The sequence below is a fragment of the Sphingobium cupriresistens genome (assembly GCF_004152865.1).
GTDB classification, from domain to species: Bacteria; Pseudomonadota; Alphaproteobacteria; order Sphingomonadales; family Sphingomonadaceae; genus Sphingobium; species Sphingobium cupriresistens.
Genome location: NZ_SEOO01000002.1, coordinates 132,276 through 153,087, shown reverse-complemented (window position 1 = coordinate 153,087; position 20,812 = coordinate 132,276). Strand labels below are relative to the sequence as shown.

General features: G+C 64.8%; 25 protein-coding genes. 11 read left to right on the top strand and 14 right to left on the bottom strand.

What is annotated here, in order from left to right; translation table 11 throughout:
• The first annotated feature begins 22 nt into the window (after positions 1-22).
• Complete coding sequence (gene pheS, locus EWH12_RS02025) at positions 23-1,117, top strand: phenylalanine--tRNA ligase subunit alpha (protein WP_129925538.1); 1,095 nt, start codon at positions 23-25, stop codon at positions 1,115-1,117.
• On the top strand, positions 1,114-3,531 hold the full coding sequence (gene pheT, locus EWH12_RS02020) for a phenylalanine--tRNA ligase subunit beta (RefSeq protein ID WP_129925537.1): 2,418 nt from the start codon (positions 1,114-1,116) through the stop codon (positions 3,529-3,531). The genes pheS and pheT overlap by 4 nt, the downstream gene beginning before the upstream one ends.
• A 112-nt stretch (positions 3,532-3,643) precedes the next feature.
• Here the strand turns inward: pheT and EWH12_RS02015 are convergent, their stop codons facing one another.
• From EWH12_RS02015 to EWH12_RS22125, 8 genes are all read right to left on the bottom strand, one after another.
• Positions 3,644-3,877, bottom strand: a complete 234-nt coding sequence (locus EWH12_RS02015; protein ID WP_129925536.1) for a hypothetical protein — start codon at positions 3,875-3,877, stop codon at positions 3,644-3,646.
• A gap of 30 nt (positions 3,878-3,907) precedes the next feature.
• Positions 3,908-4,159 (bottom strand): hypothetical protein, encoded by a 252-nt coding sequence (locus EWH12_RS02010; protein WP_129925535.1) that lies wholly within the window; start codon positions 4,157-4,159, stop codon positions 3,908-3,910.
• Between the two features lie 81 nt (positions 4,160-4,240).
• Positions 4,241-4,552, bottom strand: a complete 312-nt coding sequence (locus EWH12_RS02005) for a hypothetical protein (protein WP_129925534.1) — start codon at positions 4,550-4,552, stop codon at positions 4,241-4,243.
• 27 nt (positions 4,553-4,579) lie between these two features.
• Positions 4,580-4,870, bottom strand: a complete 291-nt coding sequence (locus tag EWH12_RS02000; protein WP_129925533.1) for a hypothetical protein — start codon at positions 4,868-4,870, stop codon at positions 4,580-4,582.
• A gap of 38 nt (positions 4,871-4,908) precedes the next feature.
• On the bottom strand, positions 4,909-5,289 hold the full coding sequence (gene pspC / locus EWH12_RS01995) for an envelope stress response membrane protein PspC (protein WP_066607000.1): 381 nt from the start codon (positions 5,287-5,289) through the stop codon (positions 4,909-4,911).
• Between the two features lies 1 nt (position 5,290).
• Positions 5,291-5,557: an envelope stress response membrane protein PspB gene (gene pspB, locus EWH12_RS01990; protein WP_066607002.1), complete on the bottom strand. Its 267-nt coding sequence runs from the start codon at positions 5,555-5,557 to the stop codon at positions 5,291-5,293.
• 4 nt (positions 5,558-5,561) lie between these two features.
• Entirely contained in the window at positions 5,562-6,230 is a 669-nt protein-coding gene (gene pspA / locus EWH12_RS01985; RefSeq protein WP_066607003.1) for a phage shock protein PspA, read from the bottom strand.
• 86 nt (positions 6,231-6,316) lie between these two features.
• Positions 6,317-6,490 (bottom strand): hypothetical protein, encoded by a 174-nt coding sequence (locus EWH12_RS22125; protein ID WP_165363555.1) that lies wholly within the window; start codon positions 6,488-6,490, stop codon positions 6,317-6,319.
• Between the two features lie 184 nt (positions 6,491-6,674).
• On the opposite strand from EWH12_RS22125, the gene pspF reads away from it, so the two are divergent.
• Positions 6,675-7,697: a phage shock protein operon transcriptional activator gene (gene pspF / locus EWH12_RS01980; RefSeq protein ID WP_066607009.1), complete on the top strand. Its 1,023-nt coding sequence runs from the start codon at positions 6,675-6,677 to the stop codon at positions 7,695-7,697.
• A 22-nt stretch (positions 7,698-7,719) separates the two neighbouring features.
• Here the strand turns inward: pspF and EWH12_RS01975 are convergent, their stop codons facing one another.
• A complete protein-coding gene (locus EWH12_RS01975; protein ID WP_066607010.1) occupies positions 7,720-8,598 on the bottom strand; it encodes a 3-hydroxybutyryl-CoA dehydrogenase in 879 nt (292 codons plus the stop codon).
• Between the two features lie 178 nt (positions 8,599-8,776).
• On the opposite strand from EWH12_RS01975, the gene EWH12_RS01970 reads away from it, so the two are divergent.
• From EWH12_RS01970 to EWH12_RS01940, 7 genes are all read left to right on the top strand, one after another.
• On the top strand, positions 8,777-9,247 hold the full coding sequence (locus EWH12_RS01970; RefSeq protein ID WP_066607011.1) for a YbgC/FadM family acyl-CoA thioesterase: 471 nt from the start codon (positions 8,777-8,779) through the stop codon (positions 9,245-9,247).
• Positions 9,244-9,948, top strand: a complete 705-nt coding sequence (gene tolQ, locus EWH12_RS01965; protein WP_066607012.1) for a protein TolQ — start codon at positions 9,244-9,246, stop codon at positions 9,946-9,948. Before EWH12_RS01970 ends, tolQ begins: the two co-directional genes overlap by 4 nt.
• The gene (locus tag EWH12_RS01960; RefSeq protein WP_066607014.1) at positions 9,948-10,412 is read left to right on the top strand and encodes an ExbD/TolR family protein; all 465 of its coding nucleotides are present in this window, start codon (positions 9,948-9,950) and stop codon (positions 10,410-10,412) included. The genes tolQ and EWH12_RS01960 overlap by 1 nt, the downstream gene beginning before the upstream one ends.
• An 18-nt stretch (positions 10,413-10,430) precedes the next feature.
• Positions 10,431-11,459, top strand: a complete 1,029-nt coding sequence (locus EWH12_RS01955) for a cell envelope biogenesis protein TolA (protein WP_129925532.1) — start codon at positions 10,431-10,433, stop codon at positions 11,457-11,459.
• Positions 11,456-12,790, top strand: coding sequence for a Tol-Pal system beta propeller repeat protein TolB (gene tolB / locus EWH12_RS01950; RefSeq protein ID WP_129925531.1), 1,335 nt, complete (start codon positions 11,456-11,458; stop codon positions 12,788-12,790). The genes EWH12_RS01955 and tolB overlap by 4 nt, the downstream gene beginning before the upstream one ends.
• Positions 12,791-13,074: 284 nt before the next feature.
• Positions 13,075-13,590, top strand: a complete 516-nt coding sequence (pal, locus tag EWH12_RS01945) for a peptidoglycan-associated lipoprotein Pal (RefSeq protein ID WP_066607025.1) — start codon at positions 13,075-13,077, stop codon at positions 13,588-13,590.
• Positions 13,591-13,706: 116 nt separating this feature from the next.
• Positions 13,707-14,756, top strand: coding sequence for a LacI family DNA-binding transcriptional regulator (locus EWH12_RS01940; RefSeq protein ID WP_129925530.1), 1,050 nt, complete (start codon positions 13,707-13,709; stop codon positions 14,754-14,756).
• 16 nt (positions 14,757-14,772) lie between these two features.
• Here EWH12_RS01940 and rhaT read toward each other — a convergent pair whose 3' ends face one another.
• From rhaT to rhmD, 5 genes are all read right to left on the bottom strand, one after another.
• Entirely contained in the window at positions 14,773-15,837 is a 1,065-nt protein-coding gene (rhaT, locus tag EWH12_RS01935; RefSeq protein WP_129925529.1) for an L-rhamnose/proton symporter RhaT, read from the bottom strand.
• Positions 15,834-16,736 (bottom strand): amidohydrolase family protein, encoded by a 903-nt coding sequence (locus EWH12_RS01930; RefSeq protein WP_129925528.1) that lies wholly within the window; start codon positions 16,734-16,736, stop codon positions 15,834-15,836. The genes rhaT and EWH12_RS01930 overlap by 4 nt, the downstream gene beginning before the upstream one ends.
• A gap of 124 nt (positions 16,737-16,860) precedes the next feature.
• Positions 16,861-17,610: an SDR family NAD(P)-dependent oxidoreductase gene (locus EWH12_RS01925; RefSeq protein WP_129925527.1), complete on the bottom strand. Its 750-nt coding sequence runs from the start codon at positions 17,608-17,610 to the stop codon at positions 16,861-16,863.
• Positions 17,607-18,464, bottom strand: coding sequence for a 2,4-didehydro-3-deoxy-L-rhamnonate hydrolase (locus EWH12_RS01920; protein ID WP_129925526.1), 858 nt, complete (start codon positions 18,462-18,464; stop codon positions 17,607-17,609). The genes EWH12_RS01925 and EWH12_RS01920 overlap by 4 nt, the downstream gene beginning before the upstream one ends.
• Before the next feature lie 25 nt (positions 18,465-18,489).
• Entirely contained in the window at positions 18,490-19,674 is a 1,185-nt protein-coding gene (rhmD, locus tag EWH12_RS01915; RefSeq protein ID WP_129925593.1) for an L-rhamnonate dehydratase, read from the bottom strand.
• A gap of 190 nt (positions 19,675-19,864) precedes the next feature.
• Between rhmD and EWH12_RS01910 the strand changes: the two genes are divergently transcribed.
• Positions 19,865-20,707, top strand: coding sequence for an IclR family transcriptional regulator (locus tag EWH12_RS01910; RefSeq protein ID WP_129925525.1), 843 nt, complete (start codon positions 19,865-19,867; stop codon positions 20,705-20,707).
• The last annotated feature ends 105 nt before the right edge of the window (positions 20,708-20,812 follow it).

Here is a 20,812-nt window from a genome sequence, read left to right as displayed (position 1 = left end):
CACCACAGGCTCTGGAAGAAAAATGACCGAAATTAGCGCATTGAAAGCCGGCCTGATCGCCGACATCGCCGCCGCCGACACGCTCGACGCGCTGGAGGCGCTGCGGGTCGGCGCGCTGGGCAAGAGCGGGGTGGTGACCGGCCTGCTCAAAACGCTTGGCCCGATGTCGCCGGAAGAGCGGATGGACAAAGGGCCGCCGATCCAGGATTTGCGCGAGAGCGTGACGACGGCGCTGGCGGACAGGAAGGCCGCGCTGGAGCAGGCCGCGCTCGACGCCAGGCTGGCGTCGGAGAAGGTCGACATGACCCTGCCCGCCGATGCTGGTGCGTTTGGATCGGTCCATCCCGTGAGCCAGGTGATGGACGAACTGGCTGAAATCTTTGCGGACCTGGGCTTCTCGGTCGCGACCGGGCCGGAAATCGAGGACGACTGGCATAATTTCACCGCGCTCAACATTCCCGAAACCCATCCGGCGCGCGCGATGCACGACACCTTCTATTTTCCCGACGAGGAGGGGCAGAAGCGGATGCTGTTGCGCACGCATACGTCGCCGGTGCAAATTCGCACGATGATGAATGGCACGCCCCCGCCGATCCGCATCATCGCGCCCGGCCGCGTCTATCGCAGTGACTCAGATGCGACCCATACGCCGATGTTCCACCAGATCGAAGGGCTGGTGATCGACAAGGGGATCACGCTGGGCCACCTGAAATGGACGCTGGAGACGTTCCTGAAGGCGTTTTTCGAGCGCGAGGATATCGTCCTGCGCCTGCGCCCCAGTTACTTCCCCTTCACCGAACCGTCGGTCGAGGTCGATGTCGGCTACACGCTGGCCAACGGCCAGCGGGTCATTGGCGGCGACGGCGATGCGGCCGATGGCGGCTGGCTGGAAGTGCTGGGCAGCGGCATGGTCAATCGCAAGGTGATCGCGGCGTGCGGGCTGGACCCCGACGAGTGGCAGGGCTTCGCCTTCGGCACCGGGGTCGACCGGCTCGCCATGCTCAAATATGGGATGAACGACTTGCGGGCCTTCTTCGATGGCGATCTGCGCTGGCTGAAACATTATGGTTTTTCGGCGCTGGACGTGCCTACGTTGAGCGGGGGAGTGGGCGCATGAAGTTCACCCTGAGCTGGCTCAAGACGCATCTGAAGACCGATGCGGACCTTGCCACCATCCTCAAGAGGCTGAACGCCATCGGGCTGGAGGTCGAGGGTGTCGAGAATCCGGCCGAGAAGCTGGCCGGGTTCAAGATCGCCCAGGTGCTGACCGCCGAGCGTCACCCGCAGGCCGACAAGTTGCAGGTGCTGAGCGTCGATCATGGCGACGGCAATCCGTTGCAGGTGGTGTGCGGTGCGCCCAATGCCCGTGCGGGGTTGGTGGGCGTGTTCGGGGTGGAGGGCGCGGTCGTGCCATCCAACGGCATGGTGCTGAAAAAGACCGCGATCCGGGGCGTCGAATCCAACGGCATGATGTGTTCCACGCGCGAGCTGGAGCTGGGCGACGATCATGACGGTATCATCGAGCTGGATGCAGCCGCGCCGGTGGGTCAGGTCTATGCCGACTGGGCGGGGCTGAACGATCCGGTGATCGACGTCAGCGTCACCCCGAACCGGCAGGACTGCATGGGCGTGCGCGGGATCGCGCGCGATCTGGCGGCGGCGGGCCTCGGCACATTGAACGCTATCATCGTGCCGGAGATTGCGGGCGTGGGTCCGGGGCCGGATGTGCGCACCGACGATGTGGACGGCTGCCCGGCCTTCTTCGCGCGGACCGTGCGCGGCGTCACCAATGGCGCGTCGCCCGAATGGATGAGCAAGCGCCTCAAGGCCATCGGACAGAAGCCGATCAGCGCGCTGGTCGATATCACCAACTATATCATGTTCGACCTGGGCCGACCGCTGCATGTCTATGACATGGCGAGCCTGAAGGGCGGCCTGGTGGCACGCAAGGGGAAGCCAGGCGAGCAGGTGCTGGCGCTGAACGGCAAGAGCTACACCGTCGATGAGATGATGACCGTCATCGCCGACGATGAAGCGGTCCACGACATTGGCGGCATCATGGGCGGCGAACATTCGGGCGCGCAGGACGGCACGACCGACGTGCTGATCGAATGCGCCTATTTCACGCCGGAGCGGATCGCAGTGACGGGGCAGAAGCTGACCCTGACGTCGGACGCGCGGGGCCGCTTCGAGCGCGGCGTCGATCCCGCTTTTCTGGACGATGGCCTGTCAATCGCGACCAGCCTGGTGGTGAGCCTGTGCGGCGGGACGCCCAGCGAGGCGACCCGCGCCGGGACGCCGCCCGCGACGCCGCGCACCGTAGTTTATGCACCCGACCAGTGCCTGGCGCTGGCCGGCGTGCATGTGCCCGCAGATGAACAAAAGCGTATCTTGGAAAGCCTGGGCTTTGGCGTCGACGGCGAGGCGAGCCGCGTCGAATATGAAGACGGAATGCCGGTGATGGTGCCAGGCAGCTGGACGATCATCGTGCCGACATGGCGCCGCGACGTCGATGGCTGGCCCGACATCGTCGAGGAAGTGGTGCGCATCGTCGGCCTGGACCAAGTGCCGTCCACGCCCTTGCCGCGCGGGCCGGGCGTCGCCCGCCCGACCGCCACGCCAGAGCAATTGGTCGAGCGTCGCGTGCGCCGCACCGCCGCTGCGCGCGGGATGGCCGAAGCGATCAACTGGTCGTTCATTGCCGAAAAAGAAGCCGCCGCCGTAGGCGGGGGCGATTGGACGTTGGCCAACCCGATCTCCGAGGAACTGAAGGTCATGCGGCCATCGCTGCTGCCCGGCCTGCTGTCCGCGACCAAGCGCAATGTCGATCGCAGCGCGACGTCGGTTCGCCTGTTCGAGCTGGGCCGCCGCTATTTCAAGCAGGGCGAGCGGGCGACCGTGGGCTTCGTGCTGGCGGGCGAGAAGGTGGCGCGGGGCTGGCAGGCCGGCAAGGCGCAGGGCTTCGACGCCTTTGACGCCAAGGCGGAAGTGGTCGCGCTGCTGGCGGCCGCCGGCGCGCCGGTCGGCAATCTCCAGAATTTCGGAGAGGCGTCGGCCGCCTATCATCCGGGTCAGTCCGGCACGCTGCGGCTGGGGCCGAAGGCGGTGCTGGCCGAATATGGCGTGCTGCATCCGTCGCTGGCGAAGCAGTTCGGGCTGACGGGAACCGTGGTCGCGGGCGAAATCTTCCTCGACGCGATTCCGGGCAAGCGCAAGAGCGGCTTCATGCGCGCGCCTTATGCGCCGCCCGCGTTGCAGGCAGTGAAGCGCGACTTCGCCTTCGTCGTGCCGGACATGGTCGAGGCCGATGTGCTGGTGCGCGGCGTGAAGAGCGCGGACAAGAAGAGCATCGTCGACGTCCGCCTGTTCGACGTCTTCGTCGGGCCGGGCGTGGAGGATGGCTTCAAGTCGCTGGCGATCGAGGTCACTTTGCAGCCGGGCGAGAAGAGTTTCAGCCAGGAAGAACTGGAGGCGATCAGCGCTGCGGTGGTCAAGGCCGCGCAGAAGCTGGGCGGGTCGCTGCGGGGGTAAGGCCTTCGAACTGATGAAAGCGCAGCGTGCTCCCGCGAAGGCGGGAGTCCAGTTCAGAGGTTAGGACTGGGCCCCGCCTCGCGCGAGCACCTTCATCTCATTGAAGCGATGTTTACAGATCCACGCCCGCGGCGATGGCTTCCAGCTTGCGGATGCGCTCCTTGAGGTCGGCGACCTCGATCCGGGCCGACGCGCTTGGCGGCGCGGCTTCCTCGAAGCGGCGGCCCAGTTCGGCGCGCTTGAGCTCCAGCCAACCGTTCCAACCGCGCAACCCCGCAGCCGCGATGATGGCGAGGCCGACCAGGCTGGTCGTCGCCAGGATGATGTAGAGATAGGGGTCTTGCATATAAGCCTCCCTGGCCGGCACGGACCAAATTCAGTCGCGATCCCGGAGTTTTTCAAATTCCCGCTCCAATGCGCTGGAGCCGTCCGTCGCCAGCCGTTCCAGCACGGCGACGCGATCCTTAAGCGCCTTCACTTCCGCGCGCAGCCGTTCGGCTTCCGGGTCCAGGCCGCGCTGGATGAAGTCTTCGCCCTTGTCGCGGCGCACGACGCCATATTTGGCGCGCAGGACGCTGGCGATGGCGGTGATGGCGATGATGGCAACGACCATTTCAAACGGATTCATGTCGATCACTCCCTGATGGCGCTATGCTCTGCGGCTTTGTGTGGCATCATCTACCGGAGCCTTCGGCGCCGAATGATGCCGTTAGTTAGCCGGGCTGCGCAGTTGTTCGATCTCGCGGGCCAGCTGATGGCTGCCGTCGGTGACGATCCGCTCCACCACGGCGAGCCGGTCCTTCATCGAACCGATCTCGGCACGGAGCTGGGCGTTTTCCTGGCTCAGCAGCTTGATGCGTTCGACCATTTCCTCATTCTTCTGCGGATAGACGGGCTTGCCCCAGCTGTTTTCCAGCGGATAGCCATTCTTCACACGCAGCCAGGTGGTGAAGATCCAACCGCCGACCGCCAGCGATCCGACGATGACCGCCACCGGGGCAAAGGCTTCGAATGGAAACATGATGATACTCCCCTTGGCTCGCCGGTGTCAGCGCAGCGCGTCGATTTCGCGCGCAGTGCGGGCGGCGGGATCGGTGGCGATCCTCTCCAGCACGGCGATGCGGTCTTCGAGGCGGCTGATGCGGCCCACCAGCTTTTCGTTTTCATTTGATAAAAGGTCGATTTTTCGACCGGCGTCGGCGTCCGTTCGATGAACGGTGCCCGTCCACTCATTTTCCACGGGATAGCCGTGGCGGGCACGGACCCAGGTGGTGAACATCCAGCCAAGCGTCGACATGGCGATGATGGCGAGGACGAAATAGGGTCCACTAAATTGCATGATGGCGTCTCCCCGTTATGCTGCCCCGACGCGCGCTTTCAGCGCAGGCTGTCGATCTCATCGGCCAGTCGGGTATTGCGGCTTGTATAATAGATTTCGATGTCGGCCAGGCGGCGATCGATGTCGCGGAACTTGGACCGGACGTCGCGGGTGGAGCGGGTCGGGTTGGTCCGCACCCCCTGCCAGAATTTCTCGTCGTCGCGGTCCGCATAGAGGCCCAGCGGCTTGTTTTCAGCGAAATATGCGATGACGAAATAGGCGATTAGCGTCCAGGGGAAGGCTCCCATCAGGGTGATGAGCACCGCGCCCACGCGGACCCACAGGACATCAATGCCACTATAATCGGCGATGCCGGAACAGACGCCCAGCCATTTGCCATTGGCCTTGTCGAGATAGAATTTAGTGCGGCGGGCGGTCATTTCAGTTCCTCCGGTCGAAATCGAAGCCGTCATCGGTGGACGGGCGTTGCGGGCGGAAATCGGGGTTGTCAGCGGCGACGATCCGTTCGACCGTCTGGAGCCTTTCTTCCAGACGGCGGGCGAGAAGATGGAGTTCGTCCAGCAGCTTCTCATCCTCGTCGGTGATCTTGGGCGCCTGCTTCCATTTGGTGACATAGTGGAAAATCAGCCAAGGCATCCCGATGAACAGCATGGCGCAGATCATGATGGGCAGAAATACGTCCTCCATCGGATCAGCTCCCCTTGTTCATCGAGGCCTTGAGCGCGGCGAGATCGGCATCGACCTTGTCGGCCGACTTCAATTCCGCAATCTCCTCCTCCAGCGTCTTGGGCGCGCCGCCCAGCGTCGCGGCGTCGGCGCGGCCTTCGGCCATGTCCACGCGGCGTTCGAGCATGTCGAAGCGGGCAAAGGCGTCGTTGACCTTCTCGCCAGCATAGGCTTCGCGCACGCGCAGGCGGTTTTCCGCGCTCTGCATCCGGGTGACCAGACTGTTCTGGCGAGCGCGGGCTTCGCGCAGCTTGCCCTGCAGCTTGGCGATATCCTCTTCCGACGCCTTGAGCGCGTCGTCGAGCGTCGCGATTTCATGGCTCAGATGATCCGCCATGTCGGTCGCCTTCTGGCGTTCCACCAGCGCGGCCTTGGCCAGATCTTCGCGATCCTTGGACAGTGCGAGCTGCGCCTTTTCGGTCCAGCTGTCCTGCAGAGCGGTCAGCTTGGCGATGTGGCGGCGCATTTCCTTCTGGTCGGCGATGGTGCGGGCGGCGGACGCGCGCACTTCGACAAGGGTTTCCTCCATTTCGAGGATGATCATGCGGATCATCTTCGCGGGGTCTTCCGCCTTGTCAAGCAGGTCGGTCACATTGGCGGCGATGATGTCGCGGGTGCGGGAGAAAATACCCATTTGAACGTCACTCCTGGTCTTATCGTCTTGTTGGGGGCCGGGACGGGCGAGAGGGGGCACTCCCGCCCCCGGCCGGGGCTTGCGCCTTATGCGAGGTAGCGCAAGGCCGCGGGGGTATCGTGCGTCGCAAGGATCGGGGCTTCGCTGGCGCGGGCCGGGCCGACCGCCGAAAGGATCATGGTCGATCCGAACAGCAGGCCGGCGATGGCGGCCGACATCAGCTGGCTGATTTCGCGAACGCTGTTGCTCTGGTTGGTCATCGTCATACTCCCTGAAACTTGGCCTTCATAGGTTCCGCGATTGGCTGCGGATTGCCCTGAGCGTTGCAGAGGTCGTGCCAGTTTCGAAAAATACCCGATTTTCTGCCATTTTTTGAGGTCTTCGCAGGGGGTGCGCCAACATGCCGCTTGCCAAGGAGTGGGAAATTTCACCATAAGTTGGCATATGGAGAAAAATACGCAATTTATCGGCCAGTCCTCGGTCTTTCTCGACGCGGTGGAGCAGGCCGGCCGGGCGGCCGAGTTGAACCGGCCGGTGCTGGTGATCGGCGAACGCGGCACCGGCAAGGAGTTGATCGCCGAACGGCTGCATCACCTGTCGCCACGCTGGGGCGAGCCGCTGATCACGATGAATTGCGCCGCCCTGCCCGAAACGCTGATCGAGGCGGAATTGTTCGGCCATGAACAGGGCGCCTTCACCGGCGCGACCAAGGCGCGACCAGGCCGGTTCGAGGATGCCGATGGCGGCACCCTGTTTCTGGACGAATTGGGCACATTGTCGATGGCGGCGCAGGAGCGGTTGTTGCGCGTGGTGGAGTATGGCGAGGTGACGCGGATTGGCGCGTCGAAGCCGTTGACCGTGGACGTCCGCATCGTCGCGGCGACCAATGAGGATCTGCCCGCCGCCGCCGACGCCGGACGGTTTCGCCCGGACCTGCTCGACCGGCTGAGTTTCGAGGTCATCACCCTGCCCCCGCTGCGCGCGCGCGAAGGCGATATCAGCGTTCTGGCCGATCATTTCGGCCGACGCATGGCGGCGGAGCGCGACTGGCCGCAATGGCCCGGTTTCACGGCGGCCTGCGCAGCGGAACTGGAGGGCCATGGCTGGCCGGGCAATGTGCGCGAGCTGCGCAATGTGGTCGAACGCGCGGTCTATCGCTGGAACGAGCCGGGGCGGCCGATCAGCCGCATCACCTTCGACCCCTTCGCCTCGCCCTGGAAGCCCAAGTCGATGATGAAGCGGGCGGATGCGGCGCCGTGTGATGCCCCTGCCGCACCGTCAGCACCCACCATGACCTATGAAGAAATCAGCGACCTGCGCGCCGCCGTGGACGGGCACGAGGCGGCGATCATCCGCGCCGCGCTGGAGCGATTTCGGTACAACCAGCGCGCGACTGCCAAGGGGCTGGGCCTGACCTACGACCAGTTGCGCCATTGCATGAAGAAACATGGGTTGAGCGCGGGCTGAACAGCCCACGCTCGATGGGCAATCAGCGCGTCGGCACCGGCTCCGCGCCGCTATAATCGTAAAAGCCCTTGCCGGTCTTGCGGCCATACCAGCCCGCTTCGACATATTTGACCAGCAAAGGCGCCGGGCGATATTTGGGGTCGCCGGTGGTGCTGAGGAAGACGTTGAGGATTTCCAGCGCGGTATCCAGGCCGACGAAGTCCAGCAAGGTCAGCGGCCCCATCGGATGATTGAGGCCGAGCTTGCAGCCCTGGTCGATGTCGGTGACGCTGCCCACGCCCTCGCCCAGCACGAACACCGCCTCGTTCAGCATCGGCAGCAGGATGCGGTTGACCACAAAGCCCGGCGCGTCGAAGGCGTGGACCGTAGTCTTGCCGATCTTTGCGGCGAAGCCTTCCACCGCAGCGACGGTTTCGGGCGTGGTGGCAAGGCCCCGAATGACCTCCACGAGCACCATCACCGGTACGGGGTTGAAGAAATGGACGCCCACAAAGCGGCCCGCATCGGGCGCGGCCTGCGCCAGCCGGGTGATCGGAATCGAGGATGTGTTGGTGGCCAGGATCGCGTCGGCGGCCAATATCTTGCCGACATTGGCGAAGATGGCGCGCTTCACCTCTTCGCGCTCGGTCGCGGCCTCGATCACCAGTTGGGCGTCGGCCAGCGGGGCGATGTCGCCGACGGGCGTGATCCGCGCGAGCGCGGCGTCGGCGTCGGCCTGGCGGATCTTTTCCTTGTCCACCGCCTTGGCCAGCAGCTTGGCGATGCCCGCCAGCCCCTTTTCCGCGCGGGGCAGGTCGATGTCCGACAATATGACGTCATAGCCCGCCTGCGCCGCGACCTGCGCGATGCCCGCGCCCATCTGTCCCGCGCCAATCACGCCGACCGTCCGAATATCCGTCATGCCTTGCTCTCCCTCATGAATCGTCGCTTATCCCTTAGCGGGGCGCAGGGCCGACGACCAGTATCGGGCACCCATCCATCGGACAGGCGATGGATCGCGCGCGGCTGTCGGACGGATTGCGGGTTCATCCGCCATTTCCGGCTTTGCGTGGGCGCTGCGCCATGGTTAAAAGCGCGCAATGTCCGTTTCAGACCTGATGCCCGCGCCGGCGACCGGACGCTTCCTTGCCGCCGTGCATCATTTCCCGCTGCGCGTCTATTTCGAGGATACCGACCTGTCGGGGCTGGTCTATCACGCCAATTATCTGCGCTATATGGAGCGCGCCCGGTCCGACATGCTGCGCATCGCCGGGATCGACCAGCGCGCCAATCATGAAGGGGGCGCGGGCGTCTATGCCGTCACCGACCTTGCCATTCGCTATCGCCGCCCGGCGCGGCTGGACGACGACCTGATGGTGGCGAGCCGCGTCACCGATGTGCGCGCGGCGAGCTGCGCCATTCATCAGAGAGTCATGCGGGGTCAAGAAGAGTTGACGGACGCCGCCATCACCGTCGCATGGCTGACGCCCCAGGGCCGGCCGCAGCGCCAACCCAAAGCCTGGACCGCCATTTTCACCCGCCTTTGCCAAGGGGAAGACATTCACCCATGACCCTCAACCTGCCTGCCGGCGCCATCACCGACGCCGCGACCATATCCCCGCTCGCCCTGTTCCTGCAGGCCGACATCGTCGTGAAGGGCGTGATGCTGGGCCTGTTGCTGGCCAGCATCTGGACCTGGGCAATCATCATCAGCTTCAGCGTCAGCCTGCGCAAGGCGAGCAAGGAAAGCCGGAAATTCGAGGCCGATTTCTGGAAGGCGGAGGATATCGACCGCTTTTATGAGGCCCGCGGCAAGGCGGAATTTCCCGCCGCCAAGGTGATGGCGGCTGGCGTCACCGAATGGCGCCGATCGACCGCGCAGAAAGTGATCGACCGCGACGGCACGCGCGACCGGCTGGGCACGTCGATGTCGAGCGTCATCGCGTCCGAGGTCGATCGCCTGTCCGATCGGCTCAACATATTGGCGACGGTCGCGTCGGCCGCGCCCTTCATCGGCCTGTTCGGCACGGTGTGGGGCATCATGCGCGCCTTCACGTCGATCGCGGCCGAGCAGAATAGTTCGCTCGCCGTCGTCGCGCCGGGCATCGCCGAGGCGCTGTTCGCCACCGCCATCGGCCTGTTCGCGGCGATCCCGGCGCTGATCGCCTACAACCGGTTCAGCCATGGCATCAACCGGCTGGAAGCGGGCTTGACCCGCTTTGCCGACAGCTTTTATTCCACGCTGAGCCGTGAGTTGGAGGCCCAACGCTGATGGCTATGTCCGGTCCTCCCTCCGCCCGGCGCGGGCGCGGGCGCGCGCCGATGGCGGACATCAATGTTACTCCGCTGGTCGACGTCATGCTGGTGCTGCTCATCATCTTCATGGTGACCGCGCCGCTGCTGGTGACGGGCGTGCCGGTGAACCTGCCGGAAACACGGGCCAAGGGGCTGGACGCAGACGCCAAGCCGACGATCCTGTCGATCGACCGCGACGGCGGGCTGTTCATCGATGACGTGCAGATCAGCGATGCCGACCTGCCCGATCGGTTTGCGGAAATAGCGTCCGCCCATGCGGGTCAGCCGGAGCCGCCGCAAATCTTCCTGCGCGCCGACACCGCGCTCGACTATGGCCGGGTGATGCGGGTCATGGGCGAGCTTAATCGCGCGGGCCTGAACAAAGTATCGCTGGTCAGCACCGGGTCGGACGCCGCTGATGTCAGCGACGGTTCAGAATAGGGGCCATAGGTCAGCCATATGGAGCGCGCGGAAAAGATCGGCCTTGGCGTCGCGACGGCGGGACATGTCCTGCTGTTCGGACTGCTGTCGGCCGGATTCCTGGCCACCCCCAATCCGTTGAAGCTGAAGTCGCCGCCGATGGACGTGAGCCTGGTGGACGAAGTGGCGCTGCAATCGACCGCGCCGCAGGTGTCGACCCGGCCGCCGCCGCCCAGCGTCGCGCCGGAGGAAGGACCGACGGAGGACGCCAAGCCTGCCCCGGCGCCTGCTCCCGCACCGGAGCCGACGCCCGCGCCGACGCCGCCCAAGGCGGAGCCGAAGCCGGTTCCCAAGCCGACGCCGCCAAAGCCGGTCGTGAAGGAAGCCCCGGCCAAGCCCAAGCCGGCACCGCCGAAGAAGGATGTGGCCAAGACGCCGCCCAAGGCCAAGCCTGCGCCTGAAAAGCCAAAGGCCGCGGCGGCCGTGCCGTCCAAGAGCGACGCCAAGGCAAAGAGTGACGCCAAAGCCAAGGCGGATGCGAAAGCCAAGGCCGACGCCAAGGCGAAAAGCGACGCTAAAGCCAAGAGCGATGCGAAGGCCAAGGCCGATGCGGCTGCGCGCGCATCCGGCGCGGGCAAGGCGGACAGGCCCAAGGGGTCGCTGCTGGGCAAGGATTTCCTGAAAGGGATCGACGCCAAGGACGATGCGCCGCGCACACCCGCGCCGCCGCCCGCCGCCGCCATGGGGCCGCAGCAGAAGGCCGCGCTGGACGCCGAAATTCGTCGCCAGCTCAAGCCACATTGGCGGCCGCCATCGGGCGCGGATGCGGACCAACTCGTGACCTTGCTGGAAGTGCGGCTCGACAAGAGCGGCGCGCTGATCGGCGCGCCCGAAGTGATCGACCAGACCGGCGTCACCGCCAGCAACCGGCCACAGGCGAAGCTCCATGTGGAGCGCGCGATCCAGGCGGTGAAACTCGCCGCCCCCTTCCGGAATTTACCGCCTGAATATTATGACCAATGGAAATGGCTCCGGCCACTCCGCTTTGACGCGAGGCTGAACCGATGAAGACCACCTTCCTTCGCCGCATCTCTCTGGCGACCGTCGCGCTTGCCGCCATCCTGTCCGCGCCCGCGATGGCGCAATTGTCGGTTGATGTGACCGGCGAAGTCGACAGCAACGTCAAGGTCGCCGTCCCCTCCATGCCCGCGCAGCAGGATGTGGCGACGCCGGCCGGCACCGCCAGCGAACTGGGCCGCAAGGTGGCCGAGGTGATCGCGTCCGACCTGAAAGGCTCCGGCCTGTTCGATCCGTCCGGGCCTGGCGGGATGCCGGCGGTCGCCTTCCCTGAAGTCACCAACCCGGTCTATGAAAAATGGAACGCCTATCAGGCGCTGGTCCAGGGGTTCGTGCGCACGACCGGGGGCGAGGCCGACATCACCGTGGGCTGCTACCTCTACGACGTGGCGCTGAAGCAGGAACTGACGCGGCAGGGCTATGTCGTCGCGCCGCGCGACTGGCGGCGGGCCGCGCATAAATGCGCCGACGCCATCTATGCCCGCCTGTCGGGCGAAAGCCCCTTCTTCGACAGCCGCATCGCCTATATCGCCGAGAGCGGTCCCAAGGGGGCGCGAGTCAAGCGGCTGGCGATCATGGATTCGGACGGGGCGAACCACCGTTTCATCACCAACGGCCAGTCGATGGCGCTGACGCCGCGCTTTTCGCCCGATTATAAATCGATCCTCTATGTCAGCTATCTGGGCAGCCGCGTGCGCCTCTATATCTACGACATCGGCGCGGGGCAGCAGAAGCTGGTGACCGAAAGCAGCAACGCGACCTTCGCGCCGCGCTGGTCGCCCGATGGCCGCAACATCCTTTTCTCGATGGCGGTAGCAGGCAATACCGACATTTATCGCGTGTCGGCCAATGGCGGCACGCCGGTGCGCCTGACCAATTCGCCCGGCATCGACGTGGGCGGCAGCTATTCGCCCGACGGCAGCCAGATCGTGTTCGAAAGCGACCGGTCGGGCGGCCAGCAAATCTATGTCATGAACGTCGACGGGTCCAACCAGCGGCGGATCAGCCATGGCGGCGGCCGCTATGCGACGCCCGAATGGTCGCCGCGCGGCGACCTGATCGCCTTTACCAAGCTGTCGGGCGACTTCAAGGTCGCGGTGATGACGCCCAGTGGCGACAATGAGCGCATCCTGACCAATGGCTGGCAGGACGAGCAGCCGACCTGGTCGCCCAATGGCCGCGTGCTGCAATTTTTCCGCACGACGCCGGGCAAGCAGGGCAGCAGCCAGGTGTGGCAGGTCGACCTGACCGGGGTGAACGAACGGCGGATTCCGACGCCGCTGAGCGGATCCGACCCGGCCTGGGGACCGTTGCTGCCCTAAGTTTAGGTTCAGGCGCTTTCGCCCATTGCGGAACCTAGTCGTCTTGACAGCGTAACGAACATCACGGACCCTGATGACTGTCTAAACGGATTGATTTTGACATTTGCATCCCCTGACGGTTGGGATGGGTCTGCAAATGTCAAAATCGTAAAATCCGTTAAAATCAAAAGATTGCTAGTGGTCCGAAAAGATTCTGACATTTGAGCACGCCTTATCGGATAGGGTAGCAAATGTCAGAATCGGACCACTAGCGGGCGGCATAGAGAATATCGAAGGAGACCCCCATGAAACTGTCCCGGACCTTGGTTGTGGCGACCGCCATCATCGCGCTGGCCGCCTGTTCGAAAAAGCCGCCGGCCCAATTGCCCCCCGCCCCTGGCGGCACCGGTGGCACGACCGCGCCCAGCGGCCCGATCGGCGCCAGCGGTCCGGTCAAGGGCAGCCAGGAGGATTTCGTCGCGTCGGTGTCTTCGGACCGCATCTTCTTTGGCCTGGACCAATATGATGTCGATATGGAGGACCAGGCGACCTTGCAGAGCCAGGCCGCCTGGTTGCAGCAGAATCCGTCGGTGCGCGTGACGATCGAGGGCCATGCCGACGAACGCGGCACCCGCGATTATAATATCGCGCTGGGCGAACGCCGCGCCAATGCGGCGAAAAACTATCTCGCCTCACTGGGCATCGCGCCCGGCCGCATCACCACTGTCAGCTATGGCAAGGAGCGGCCGGCGGCGCTGGGATCGGACGAGGCAAGCTGGGCACAGAATCGCCGCGCGGTGACCGTCACCATCCAATATTGATCCGCCTGGCCTTCGCATGACTGAAAAGCCCGCCGGTCGACAGGACCGGCGGGCTTTTACACGCCCTTAGATCCCCGCGATTTTCCTTGGCCGTAAAAACGGCTAGAGAAGAGGGGATGCAGAAAAGCGACCTCAAGAAAAAGCCCCCCACGATCAAGGAAGTCGCCGCCAGCGCGGGCGTTTCGGTTATGACCGCGTCGCGCGCGGTCAACGGCAAGGCGCTCGTCAGCGCCAAGGCGCGGCGGGCGGTAGAACTGGCGGTCAAGGAGCTGGGCTATATCCCCAATGCGTCCGCCCGCGCGCTGGCCGGGAGCGCCGACCGGCGCGTCGCGCTGTTGCACAGCAACTCCACCACATCGGCCTATCTGGGCGAACTGCTGCTCGGCGCGCTGGGCGAAGCGCCGCAACGGCACCTGCATCTGGTGGTCGAGCAATGCGCGCCCGGCGCCTTTGCCGAGGAAATCGTCGAGCAGGTCGCCCATGCCAATGTCGCCGGCGTGATCCTGCCGCCACCGCTGTGCGACTGGCCGGAACTGGTCGCCGGGCTGAGCGCGCGCGACATCGCCATCGTCGCGATCGCGCCGGACCAGGATGGGCCGGACATGCTGGTGGTGGGCACCGACGACCGCCATGCCGCCTATGACCTGACCCGCCACCTGATCGAACTGGGGCATCGGCGGATCGGCTTCATCGAAGGCAATGTGCGCCACCGGTCGAGCGCGCGGCGGTTGCAGGGCTTTCGCGATGCGCTGCTCCATCATGGGCTGGCGCATGACGACCAGCTGATCGTGCCGGGCGACTATAGCTATCGATCAGGTCTGGACGCGGCCGAACGGCTGATGAGCCTGGAGGCACGGCCGACCGCGATCTTCGCCTGCAATGACGATATGGCCGCCGCCGCGATCACGGTCGCGCACCAGCGACGCATCAACGTGCCGGCCGAGATCAGCATCTGCGGCTTTGACGATACGCCGCTGGCGAGTGCGATCTGGCCTGCGCTGACCACCATCCGTCAGCCGATCCGCGACATGAGCCGCGAAGCGATCGGCCTGCTGGCGATGCGATTCCGCAGTCAGGACGAGGGCGCCGACGGGATCATCGGCAAGGTGAAGCTCGACTATCAGCTGATCCGCCGCCAGTCGGACGCGGTGCCCGCGCGGCATTGATGCCGGACCGGGGCCGTCACACGGCCAGGCGGTTGCCATAGCCGATGATGAGGGTGGCGAAGACCAGCAGGCCGACCCCGCTCCACACCATGCGGCGGACGGCGGGGGCGGCGTCCTTCCACTCGCGAAACGCGAAGCCCCAGCAGGTCCCGAAGATGATGATGGACGCCATGTGCAGCGTCCAGCTGGAGAAGCCGAAGCGGCCCATCTGGCTTTCGCCCATGGTGTAGAAGAAGAATTGGAAATACCAGGCGGTGCCCGCCAGCGCGCAGAGCAGGAAATTAGGCAGCAGCGCGGGGCGCTGGCCCGATGCGTCCGCCGCCCCGACCCATTGGCCCGCCGACTTGTTTTTCACGATCAGCCAGCCGCACCAGAGCGCATTGGTGACGAGGCCGCCGAGCATGACGAGGCACAGGGTCGGCAGCCCCACCCAGAGCGGGCCGGTTCCTGCCGCGCGGCTGAGTGCGTTCACCGGCTGTCCCGCCGCCAGGCCGAAGGCGAAGCAGGAGGACATGATGCCGGAAAAGATGGCGACGGCGATGCCCTTTCTGAAATCAAATTCGGCGACGGCGGCGGCCTTTTGTTCGGTGGACAACCCCGCATCCTTGCGTGAGCCGGCCATGGCCACGACGATGATGCCCAGCACCGTGACGGCCAGGCCCAGCAACACGATCCGGCCGTGCAGGGTGCCTGCAATCTCCGTCATGAAGCTGCCATCGACGATCGGCGGGATCAGCGTGCCAAAGACGGTGCACAGGCCCAGCACCACCGCCATGCCGAGCGAGAGGCCCAGATAGCGCATGGTGAGGCCGTAGGTCAGGCCGCCAAAGCCCCATAAAAAGCCGAAGAAGACGCACCAGCCGACGACCGAGGACGGCACTTGCCGCATCACGCCCATCAGGTCGTTGGTCTGCATCGATGCGAAGAACCAGGGTGCGATCACCCAGGAGAAGATACCGCCGGTGAGCCAGAATATCTCCCAGTTCCAGCGCCGCACGCCGCGATAGGGGACATAGAAGCTGGCCGAGGCCAGGCCGCCCAGCCAATGAAACAGCACGCCGAGCAGTGGATTTCCGGTCATAGGTCAAGTCCCAGGCGATAAAGGCGGTCGGCGTTGCCCGCAAAGAGCGCGCGACGGTCGGCTTCGGGGAAATCGGCGACGATGGCGTGATAGGCGTCCATATATTGGTCGATCGGCGCGAACAGCTTGTCGGTCGGCGTGTCGCTGGCGAAGGCGCAGCGGTCGACGCCGAACAGGTCGATCGTTTCGCGCACCAGCGGTTCGACATTTTCGCGGGTCCAGTCGCGGTGGATGAAGCCCATGCCCGACAGCTTGACCGCGACATGGGGCAGCGCGGCCAGCGCCTTCATGCCCCTGCGCCAGTGCGCCAAGCCATCGGGATCGGTCAGGACGGGCATCCCCATATGATTGATGATGACGGGAATGTCGGGATGGCGCGCGATCAGCGGGACAAGGCCGGGCATCTGCCCCGGATAGCATTGCAGGTCGAAGGACAGGTCGTGCTTGGCGAGCAGAGCATAGCCCGCCTGCCATTGGGGATCGACGGTCAGGTCGACCGGACCATAGGTGCGCAGGGGATCGCGGTGCCAGTTGACGATATGGCGGATGCCCTTGACGCGGCGGTGGGCGGCCTGCGCGGCGAGCAGGGCATCGACATCGGGATCATGCAAAGCGGCGAAGGCGACGAGGCCGGTGGGCAGGCCTTCGACTTGCGCCAGACCGTCGAGCCATTGGGTTTCGCGCAGGGCGCTCTCCGCCGCCGCGCCGGCATCGACATGCACCGCGCCAACGACATTCCAGCGGGCAAGGTCGGCGCGATAGTGGGCGACGCCATAATCGTGGGCGATGGGTTCGACGCTGCCATTCGGCCCCTCGTCAGAGAAGGGCGCGCTCAGCCAGTCGTAGCGGATATGCTGCAGGTCCCATAGATGGATATGGGCATCGACAAAGGGGATCATGGCTATCCTCTCCAGAAACATACAGTCCGTTCGCCCTGAGCCCGTCGACGGGTTGGCTGAGCGGAGTAAGAGATTTTGCGGCGCGCTGGTTCTTGGGACCAGTCGCGCCGCGCAACTTCGCATATTAGAAGGTGGTGCGGCCGCCCGATGTGTCGAAGGTGGACGCGGTGGTGAAGCTGCATTCCTCGCTGGCCATGAAACAGACCATCGCGGCGGACTCCTCGATCAGGCCCAGACGGCCCATCGGGATTTTCGAGCGCATATAATCGACCTGGCTCTGGGGCAGTTGGGCCAGGATCGGGCTTTCGAAGGTGGCGGGCGTCAGCGCGTTGGCGATGACACCCTTGCCGGCCAGTTCTTTCCCAAGGCTCTTGGTGAAGCCGATCACGCCTGCCTTGCTCGCGCTATAGGCGCTGGCGTTGGGATTGCCTTCCTTGCCCGCGACGGAGGCGAGATTGACGATCCGGCCATAGCCGTTTTCGAGCAGGAAGGGCGCGACTTCCCGGTTGCAGTAGAAAAGGCCATTGAGGTTGATGTCGATCACCCGCTGGAAGCTGTCGACCGGATAGTCCCAGACCGTCGCGGTCGCGCCGGTGATGCCGGCCGAGCAGATGAGGATATCGACCTTGCCCAGCGCGGCGGCGGTTTCCTTCGCGGCGGCGGCGACGGCGGCATAGTCGCTGACGTCGAGCGCCACGACATGCGCTGCACCGATCTCGGCGCTGGTGGCCGCGAGCACATCGGGATTGAGATCCCATAGCGCCACCTGACCACCTTCGGCGACGATGCGCGCGGCGACCTGCTTGCCCAGGCCCGACGCACCGCCGGTGATGATCGCGTTGCGGCCTGCGAAACGGCCGGCATAGACGCTCATCCGAGCACCACGTCGCCGAGGTGACGCCATTCCGATACCTGCTGCTTCTGGGTGCCGAGCCTGGCGATGCCCAGTTCCATGACGTCGCCGGCCTTCAGATAAATGGCGTCGGGCTTCTTGCCCTCGCCCACGCCCGGCGGGGTGCCGGTGATCATCAGGTCGCCCGGATAGAGGGTGACATATTCGCTGACATAGGCAATCAACTGCGCGACGTTGAAGATCATCGTCTTCGTGTTGCCGGTCTGCATCCGCTCGCCATTGACGTCGAGATACATGTCCAGATCCTGCGGGTCGCCGACCTCATCGGGTGTCACCAGCCAGGGACCGACGGGGCAGAAAGTGTCATGCCCCTTGCCCTTGCTCCACTGGGTGCCACGCTGCTTCTGGTTGAAACGTTCCGATACGTCGTTGACGAGGGTGTAGCCCGCGACCTTCGACAGGGCGTCCTCTTCGCTGACGAAGCGGCAGGTTTCGCCGATCACCACGCCCAGTTCGACTTCCCAGTCGCCATGGGTGCTGTTCCTGGGCAACATCACTTCGTCGTTCGGGCCGTTCAGCGACGACAGCGCCTTCATGAACATGACCGGCTCGGTCGGGATCGGCAGGTTCGATTCGATCGCATGATCCTCATAATTGAGACCGATGGCGACGATCTTGCCGATGCCCTTGACCGGCACGCCGTAGCGGGGTTCGCCCTCGACGACCGGCAGCGATGCGATGTCGGCGGCCTTGGCGGCGGCCAGCGTTGCGACGGTCAATTCGGGGACGACGCCCGACAGATCGCGGATGTTGCCATCGGTATCGATGACGCCGGGCTTTTCCTGGCCAGGCTGGCCGAAACGAACGAATTTCATGGGATCAGTCTCTCTTTTACGGCAATCAATGGGTATAGGGGCGGTGCATCGCGATGTCGGGGTTGAGGTCGACGCCGAAGCCGGGCTTGTCGAGCGCGCTCACCTTCAGGCGGCCATTTTCCGGCACGGGTTCGCCCAGCAATTGCGGATGGAACATCGGCACCACTTCGGTCGGCCCCGGATGCATCATCAGGAACTCGGCAAAGGGCGAGTTGTGGCGGGTGATGACGAAATGATAGCTGTAGACCGACGATCCATGCGGCACGACCATCTTGCCATGGGCGTCGGCGAGCGCGCTGATCTTCAGCAATTCGGTGACGCCGCCGCACCAGCCGACGTCGGGCTGGACGATGTCGCAGCAGTCCATTTCCAGCAACATGCGGAAGCCCCAGCGGGTCGCCTCATGCTCGCCGGTGGTGACCAGCATCCCCTTGGGCACGTTGCGCTTGAGCTGTTGATAGCCCCAATAATCGTCCGGGCTGATCGCCTCCTCGATCCATTTGAGGCCAAGGTCGTGCGCGGCGATGGCGAGGCGGGTGGCATAATCGACGTCGAGCGCCATCCAGCAATCCCACATCAGCCAGAAATCCTCGCCCACCTTCGCGCGCATGTCGGCCAGTTCGGCGATATTCTTCTTCAGGCCCTCGACACCCTCGGCAGGGCCGTGGTGCAGCGCCATCTTGCCGCCGATGAAGCCGAATTCCTTCGCCTTGTCGGGCCGCGCGCCGGTGGCGTAGAATAGCAGTTCGTCGCGCACCGCGCCGCCCAGCAGATGATAGACCGGCTCCTGCCGCAGCTTGCCCAGCAAGTCCCAGAGCGCCAGGTCGACGCCGGAAATGGCGTTGATGACCAGCCCCTTGCGCCCATAATATTGGGTCGAGAAATACATCTGGTCCCAGATCTTCTCATAGTCGGTCGGCGAGCGGCCTTCGAGGAAGCGGGCGAGATGCTTTTCGACGATGTAGCAGGCAGGCTCGCCGCCGGTGGTCACGGCGAAGCCGATCGTGCCGTCCTCCGCCTCGATCTCCACGACCAAAGTGCCCAGCACATTGATGCCGAAGCTCTGCCGCGACTGGCGATATTCGGGATATTTCGACATCGGCGTCGCGATATGGTCGTCGATCCAGTGGCCCTCGCCCTGGTCATGATAGTCGGCACCACCGCCGCGCACGGTGAAGGCGCGGACATGCTTGATCTTCGGCAACGTCACGATCGGCACGCGAAAACTCCCTGGACCTGACCCGCCGCCCAGAATGTGGGATGGTCGGGCAAAAACTTCCAACATATGATCAAAACGGGCATGACGAGGGGCAATGGGGAGGGTGGCACGATCGGAAATATCCTGTCCGGCCTCTCCTTGACCCTTGTTTTTCTCATTTTGTGGGATAGAGTATTAGTAGATGAGACAGAATGCGTCAAACCCGGAATCGGGAGAGCGAGAGGAAAAGTCGGAGGCCGAGCCGTTGAAGGCGTCGGGGTCGCAGACCCTGCACCGCGGCCTCGACCTGCTCGACCAGGTGATCGACGGGCCGATCAAGCTTGCCGACCTGTCCGAACGCATGGGCCTTACCCGCTCCACCACCCATCGCCTTGCCAATGCGCTGGTCGATCGCGGCTTCCTGACGTTCCTGCCGCGCGAGGGCTATCAGCTGGGGCCAAAGCTGCTCCAGCTGGGCTTCCTGGCGCAGGCGCAGGCCGACGTGGTGCAGATCGCCCGCCCGCATATCGAGGCGCTGGCGACGGCAAGCGAGGATGTCGTCCATCTCGGGCGGCTCGACGGCGACCAGGCGCTCTATCTCGACAAGATTCCCGGCCGTCGCCGCGTCGAGATTTCCAGCCGCATCGGCGATCGCCATCCGCTGACCTCCACGGGCCTGGGCAAGGCGCTGATGCTGGACGATCCCGAATCGAGCTGGGCCCGGCTGCTGGAAAGCGAGCGGGCGAACGGCACGCATGACGCCGATCCCGCTTTGTGGCTGGAGCGGATGCGCGGCTATGTCGCGGCCGGCCGGGCGTTCGACCTGGAAGAGAATGAAGACCAGATACGCTGCGTCGCCGCGCCGATCCGCGATGCGTCGGGCGCGATCGTCGCCGCCATCAGCCTGTCGAGCGCCGCGCAATATATGGACGACGACCGGATGGCGGCGCTGAGCGACGACGTCCGCGCCACCGCGCACAAGATCAGCGCCGACCTGGGATGGACCCCCGGCGTCAAACCGTCCCGCCGCCCCGTGCGGCGCTAGTTTGTAGCGGTGGCGAGCACAGCAATATTCCTCCCCTGCAAGGTTCGGCAGAGGCGCGCGACTCTGCCGAAGGGGACCACGAAGTGGTGGAGGGGTGTCGCCCCG

What these genes read in the sequence shown, in the direction of transcription:
- pheS (WP_129925538.1), top strand. Translation starts at nt 23, where the DNA reads ATGACCGAAATTAGCGCATTGAAAGCCGGCCTGATCGCCGACATCGCC.
- pheT (WP_129925537.1), top strand. Translation starts at nt 1,114, where the DNA reads ATGAAGTTCACCCTGAGCTGGCTCAAGACGCATCTGAAGACCGATGCG.
- EWH12_RS02015 (WP_129925536.1), bottom strand. Translation starts at nt 3,877, where the DNA reads ATGCAAGACCCCTATCTCTACATCATCCTGGCGACGACCAGCCTGGTC.
- EWH12_RS02010 (WP_129925535.1), bottom strand. Translation starts at nt 4,159, where the DNA reads ATGAATCCGTTTGAAATGGTCGTTGCCATCATCGCCATCACCGCCATC.
- EWH12_RS02005 (WP_129925534.1), bottom strand. Translation starts at nt 4,552, where the DNA reads ATGTTTCCATTCGAAGCCTTTGCCCCGGTGGCGGTCATCGTCGGATCG.
- EWH12_RS02000 (WP_129925533.1), bottom strand. Translation starts at nt 4,870, where the DNA reads ATGCAATTTAGTGGACCCTATTTCGTCCTCGCCATCATCGCCATGTCG.
- pspC (WP_066607000.1), bottom strand. Translation starts at nt 5,289, where the DNA reads ATGACCGCCCGCCGCACTAAATTCTATCTCGACAAGGCCAATGGCAAA.
- pspB (WP_066607002.1), bottom strand. Translation starts at nt 5,557, where the DNA reads ATGGAGGACGTATTTCTGCCCATCATGATCTGCGCCATGCTGTTCATC.
- pspA (WP_066607003.1), bottom strand. Translation starts at nt 6,230, where the DNA reads ATGGGTATTTTCTCCCGCACCCGCGACATCATCGCCGCCAATGTGACC.
- EWH12_RS22125 (WP_165363555.1), bottom strand. Translation starts at nt 6,490, where the DNA reads ATGACCAACCAGAGCAACAGCGTTCGCGAAATCAGCCAGCTGATGTCG.
- pspF (WP_066607009.1), top strand. Translation starts at nt 6,675, where the DNA reads ATGGAGAAAAATACGCAATTTATCGGCCAGTCCTCGGTCTTTCTCGAC.
- EWH12_RS01975 (WP_066607010.1), bottom strand. Translation starts at nt 8,598, where the DNA reads ATGACGGATATTCGGACGGTCGGCGTGATTGGCGCGGGACAGATGGGC.
- EWH12_RS01970 (WP_066607011.1), top strand. Translation starts at nt 8,777, where the DNA reads ATGTCCGTTTCAGACCTGATGCCCGCGCCGGCGACCGGACGCTTCCTT.
- tolQ (WP_066607012.1), top strand. Translation starts at nt 9,244, where the DNA reads ATGACCCTCAACCTGCCTGCCGGCGCCATCACCGACGCCGCGACCATA.
- EWH12_RS01960 (WP_066607014.1), top strand. Translation starts at nt 9,948, where the DNA reads ATGGCTATGTCCGGTCCTCCCTCCGCCCGGCGCGGGCGCGGGCGCGCG.
- EWH12_RS01955 (WP_129925532.1), top strand. Translation starts at nt 10,431, where the DNA reads ATGGAGCGCGCGGAAAAGATCGGCCTTGGCGTCGCGACGGCGGGACAT.
- tolB (WP_129925531.1), top strand. Translation starts at nt 11,456, where the DNA reads ATGAAGACCACCTTCCTTCGCCGCATCTCTCTGGCGACCGTCGCGCTT.
- pal (WP_066607025.1), top strand. Translation starts at nt 13,075, where the DNA reads ATGAAACTGTCCCGGACCTTGGTTGTGGCGACCGCCATCATCGCGCTG.
- EWH12_RS01940 (WP_129925530.1), top strand. Translation starts at nt 13,707, where the DNA reads ATGCAGAAAAGCGACCTCAAGAAAAAGCCCCCCACGATCAAGGAAGTC.
- rhaT (WP_129925529.1), bottom strand. Translation starts at nt 15,837, where the DNA reads ATGACCGGAAATCCACTGCTCGGCGTGCTGTTTCATTGGCTGGGCGGC.
- EWH12_RS01930 (WP_129925528.1), bottom strand. Translation starts at nt 16,736, where the DNA reads ATGATCCCCTTTGTCGATGCCCATATCCATCTATGGGACCTGCAGCAT.
- EWH12_RS01925 (WP_129925527.1), bottom strand. Translation starts at nt 17,610, where the DNA reads ATGAGCGTCTATGCCGGCCGTTTCGCAGGCCGCAACGCGATCATCACC.
- EWH12_RS01920 (WP_129925526.1), bottom strand. Translation starts at nt 18,464, where the DNA reads ATGAAATTCGTTCGTTTCGGCCAGCCTGGCCAGGAAAAGCCCGGCGTC.
- EWH12_RS01910 (WP_129925525.1), top strand. Translation starts at nt 19,865, where the DNA reads ATGAGACAGAATGCGTCAAACCCGGAATCGGGAGAGCGAGAGGAAAAG.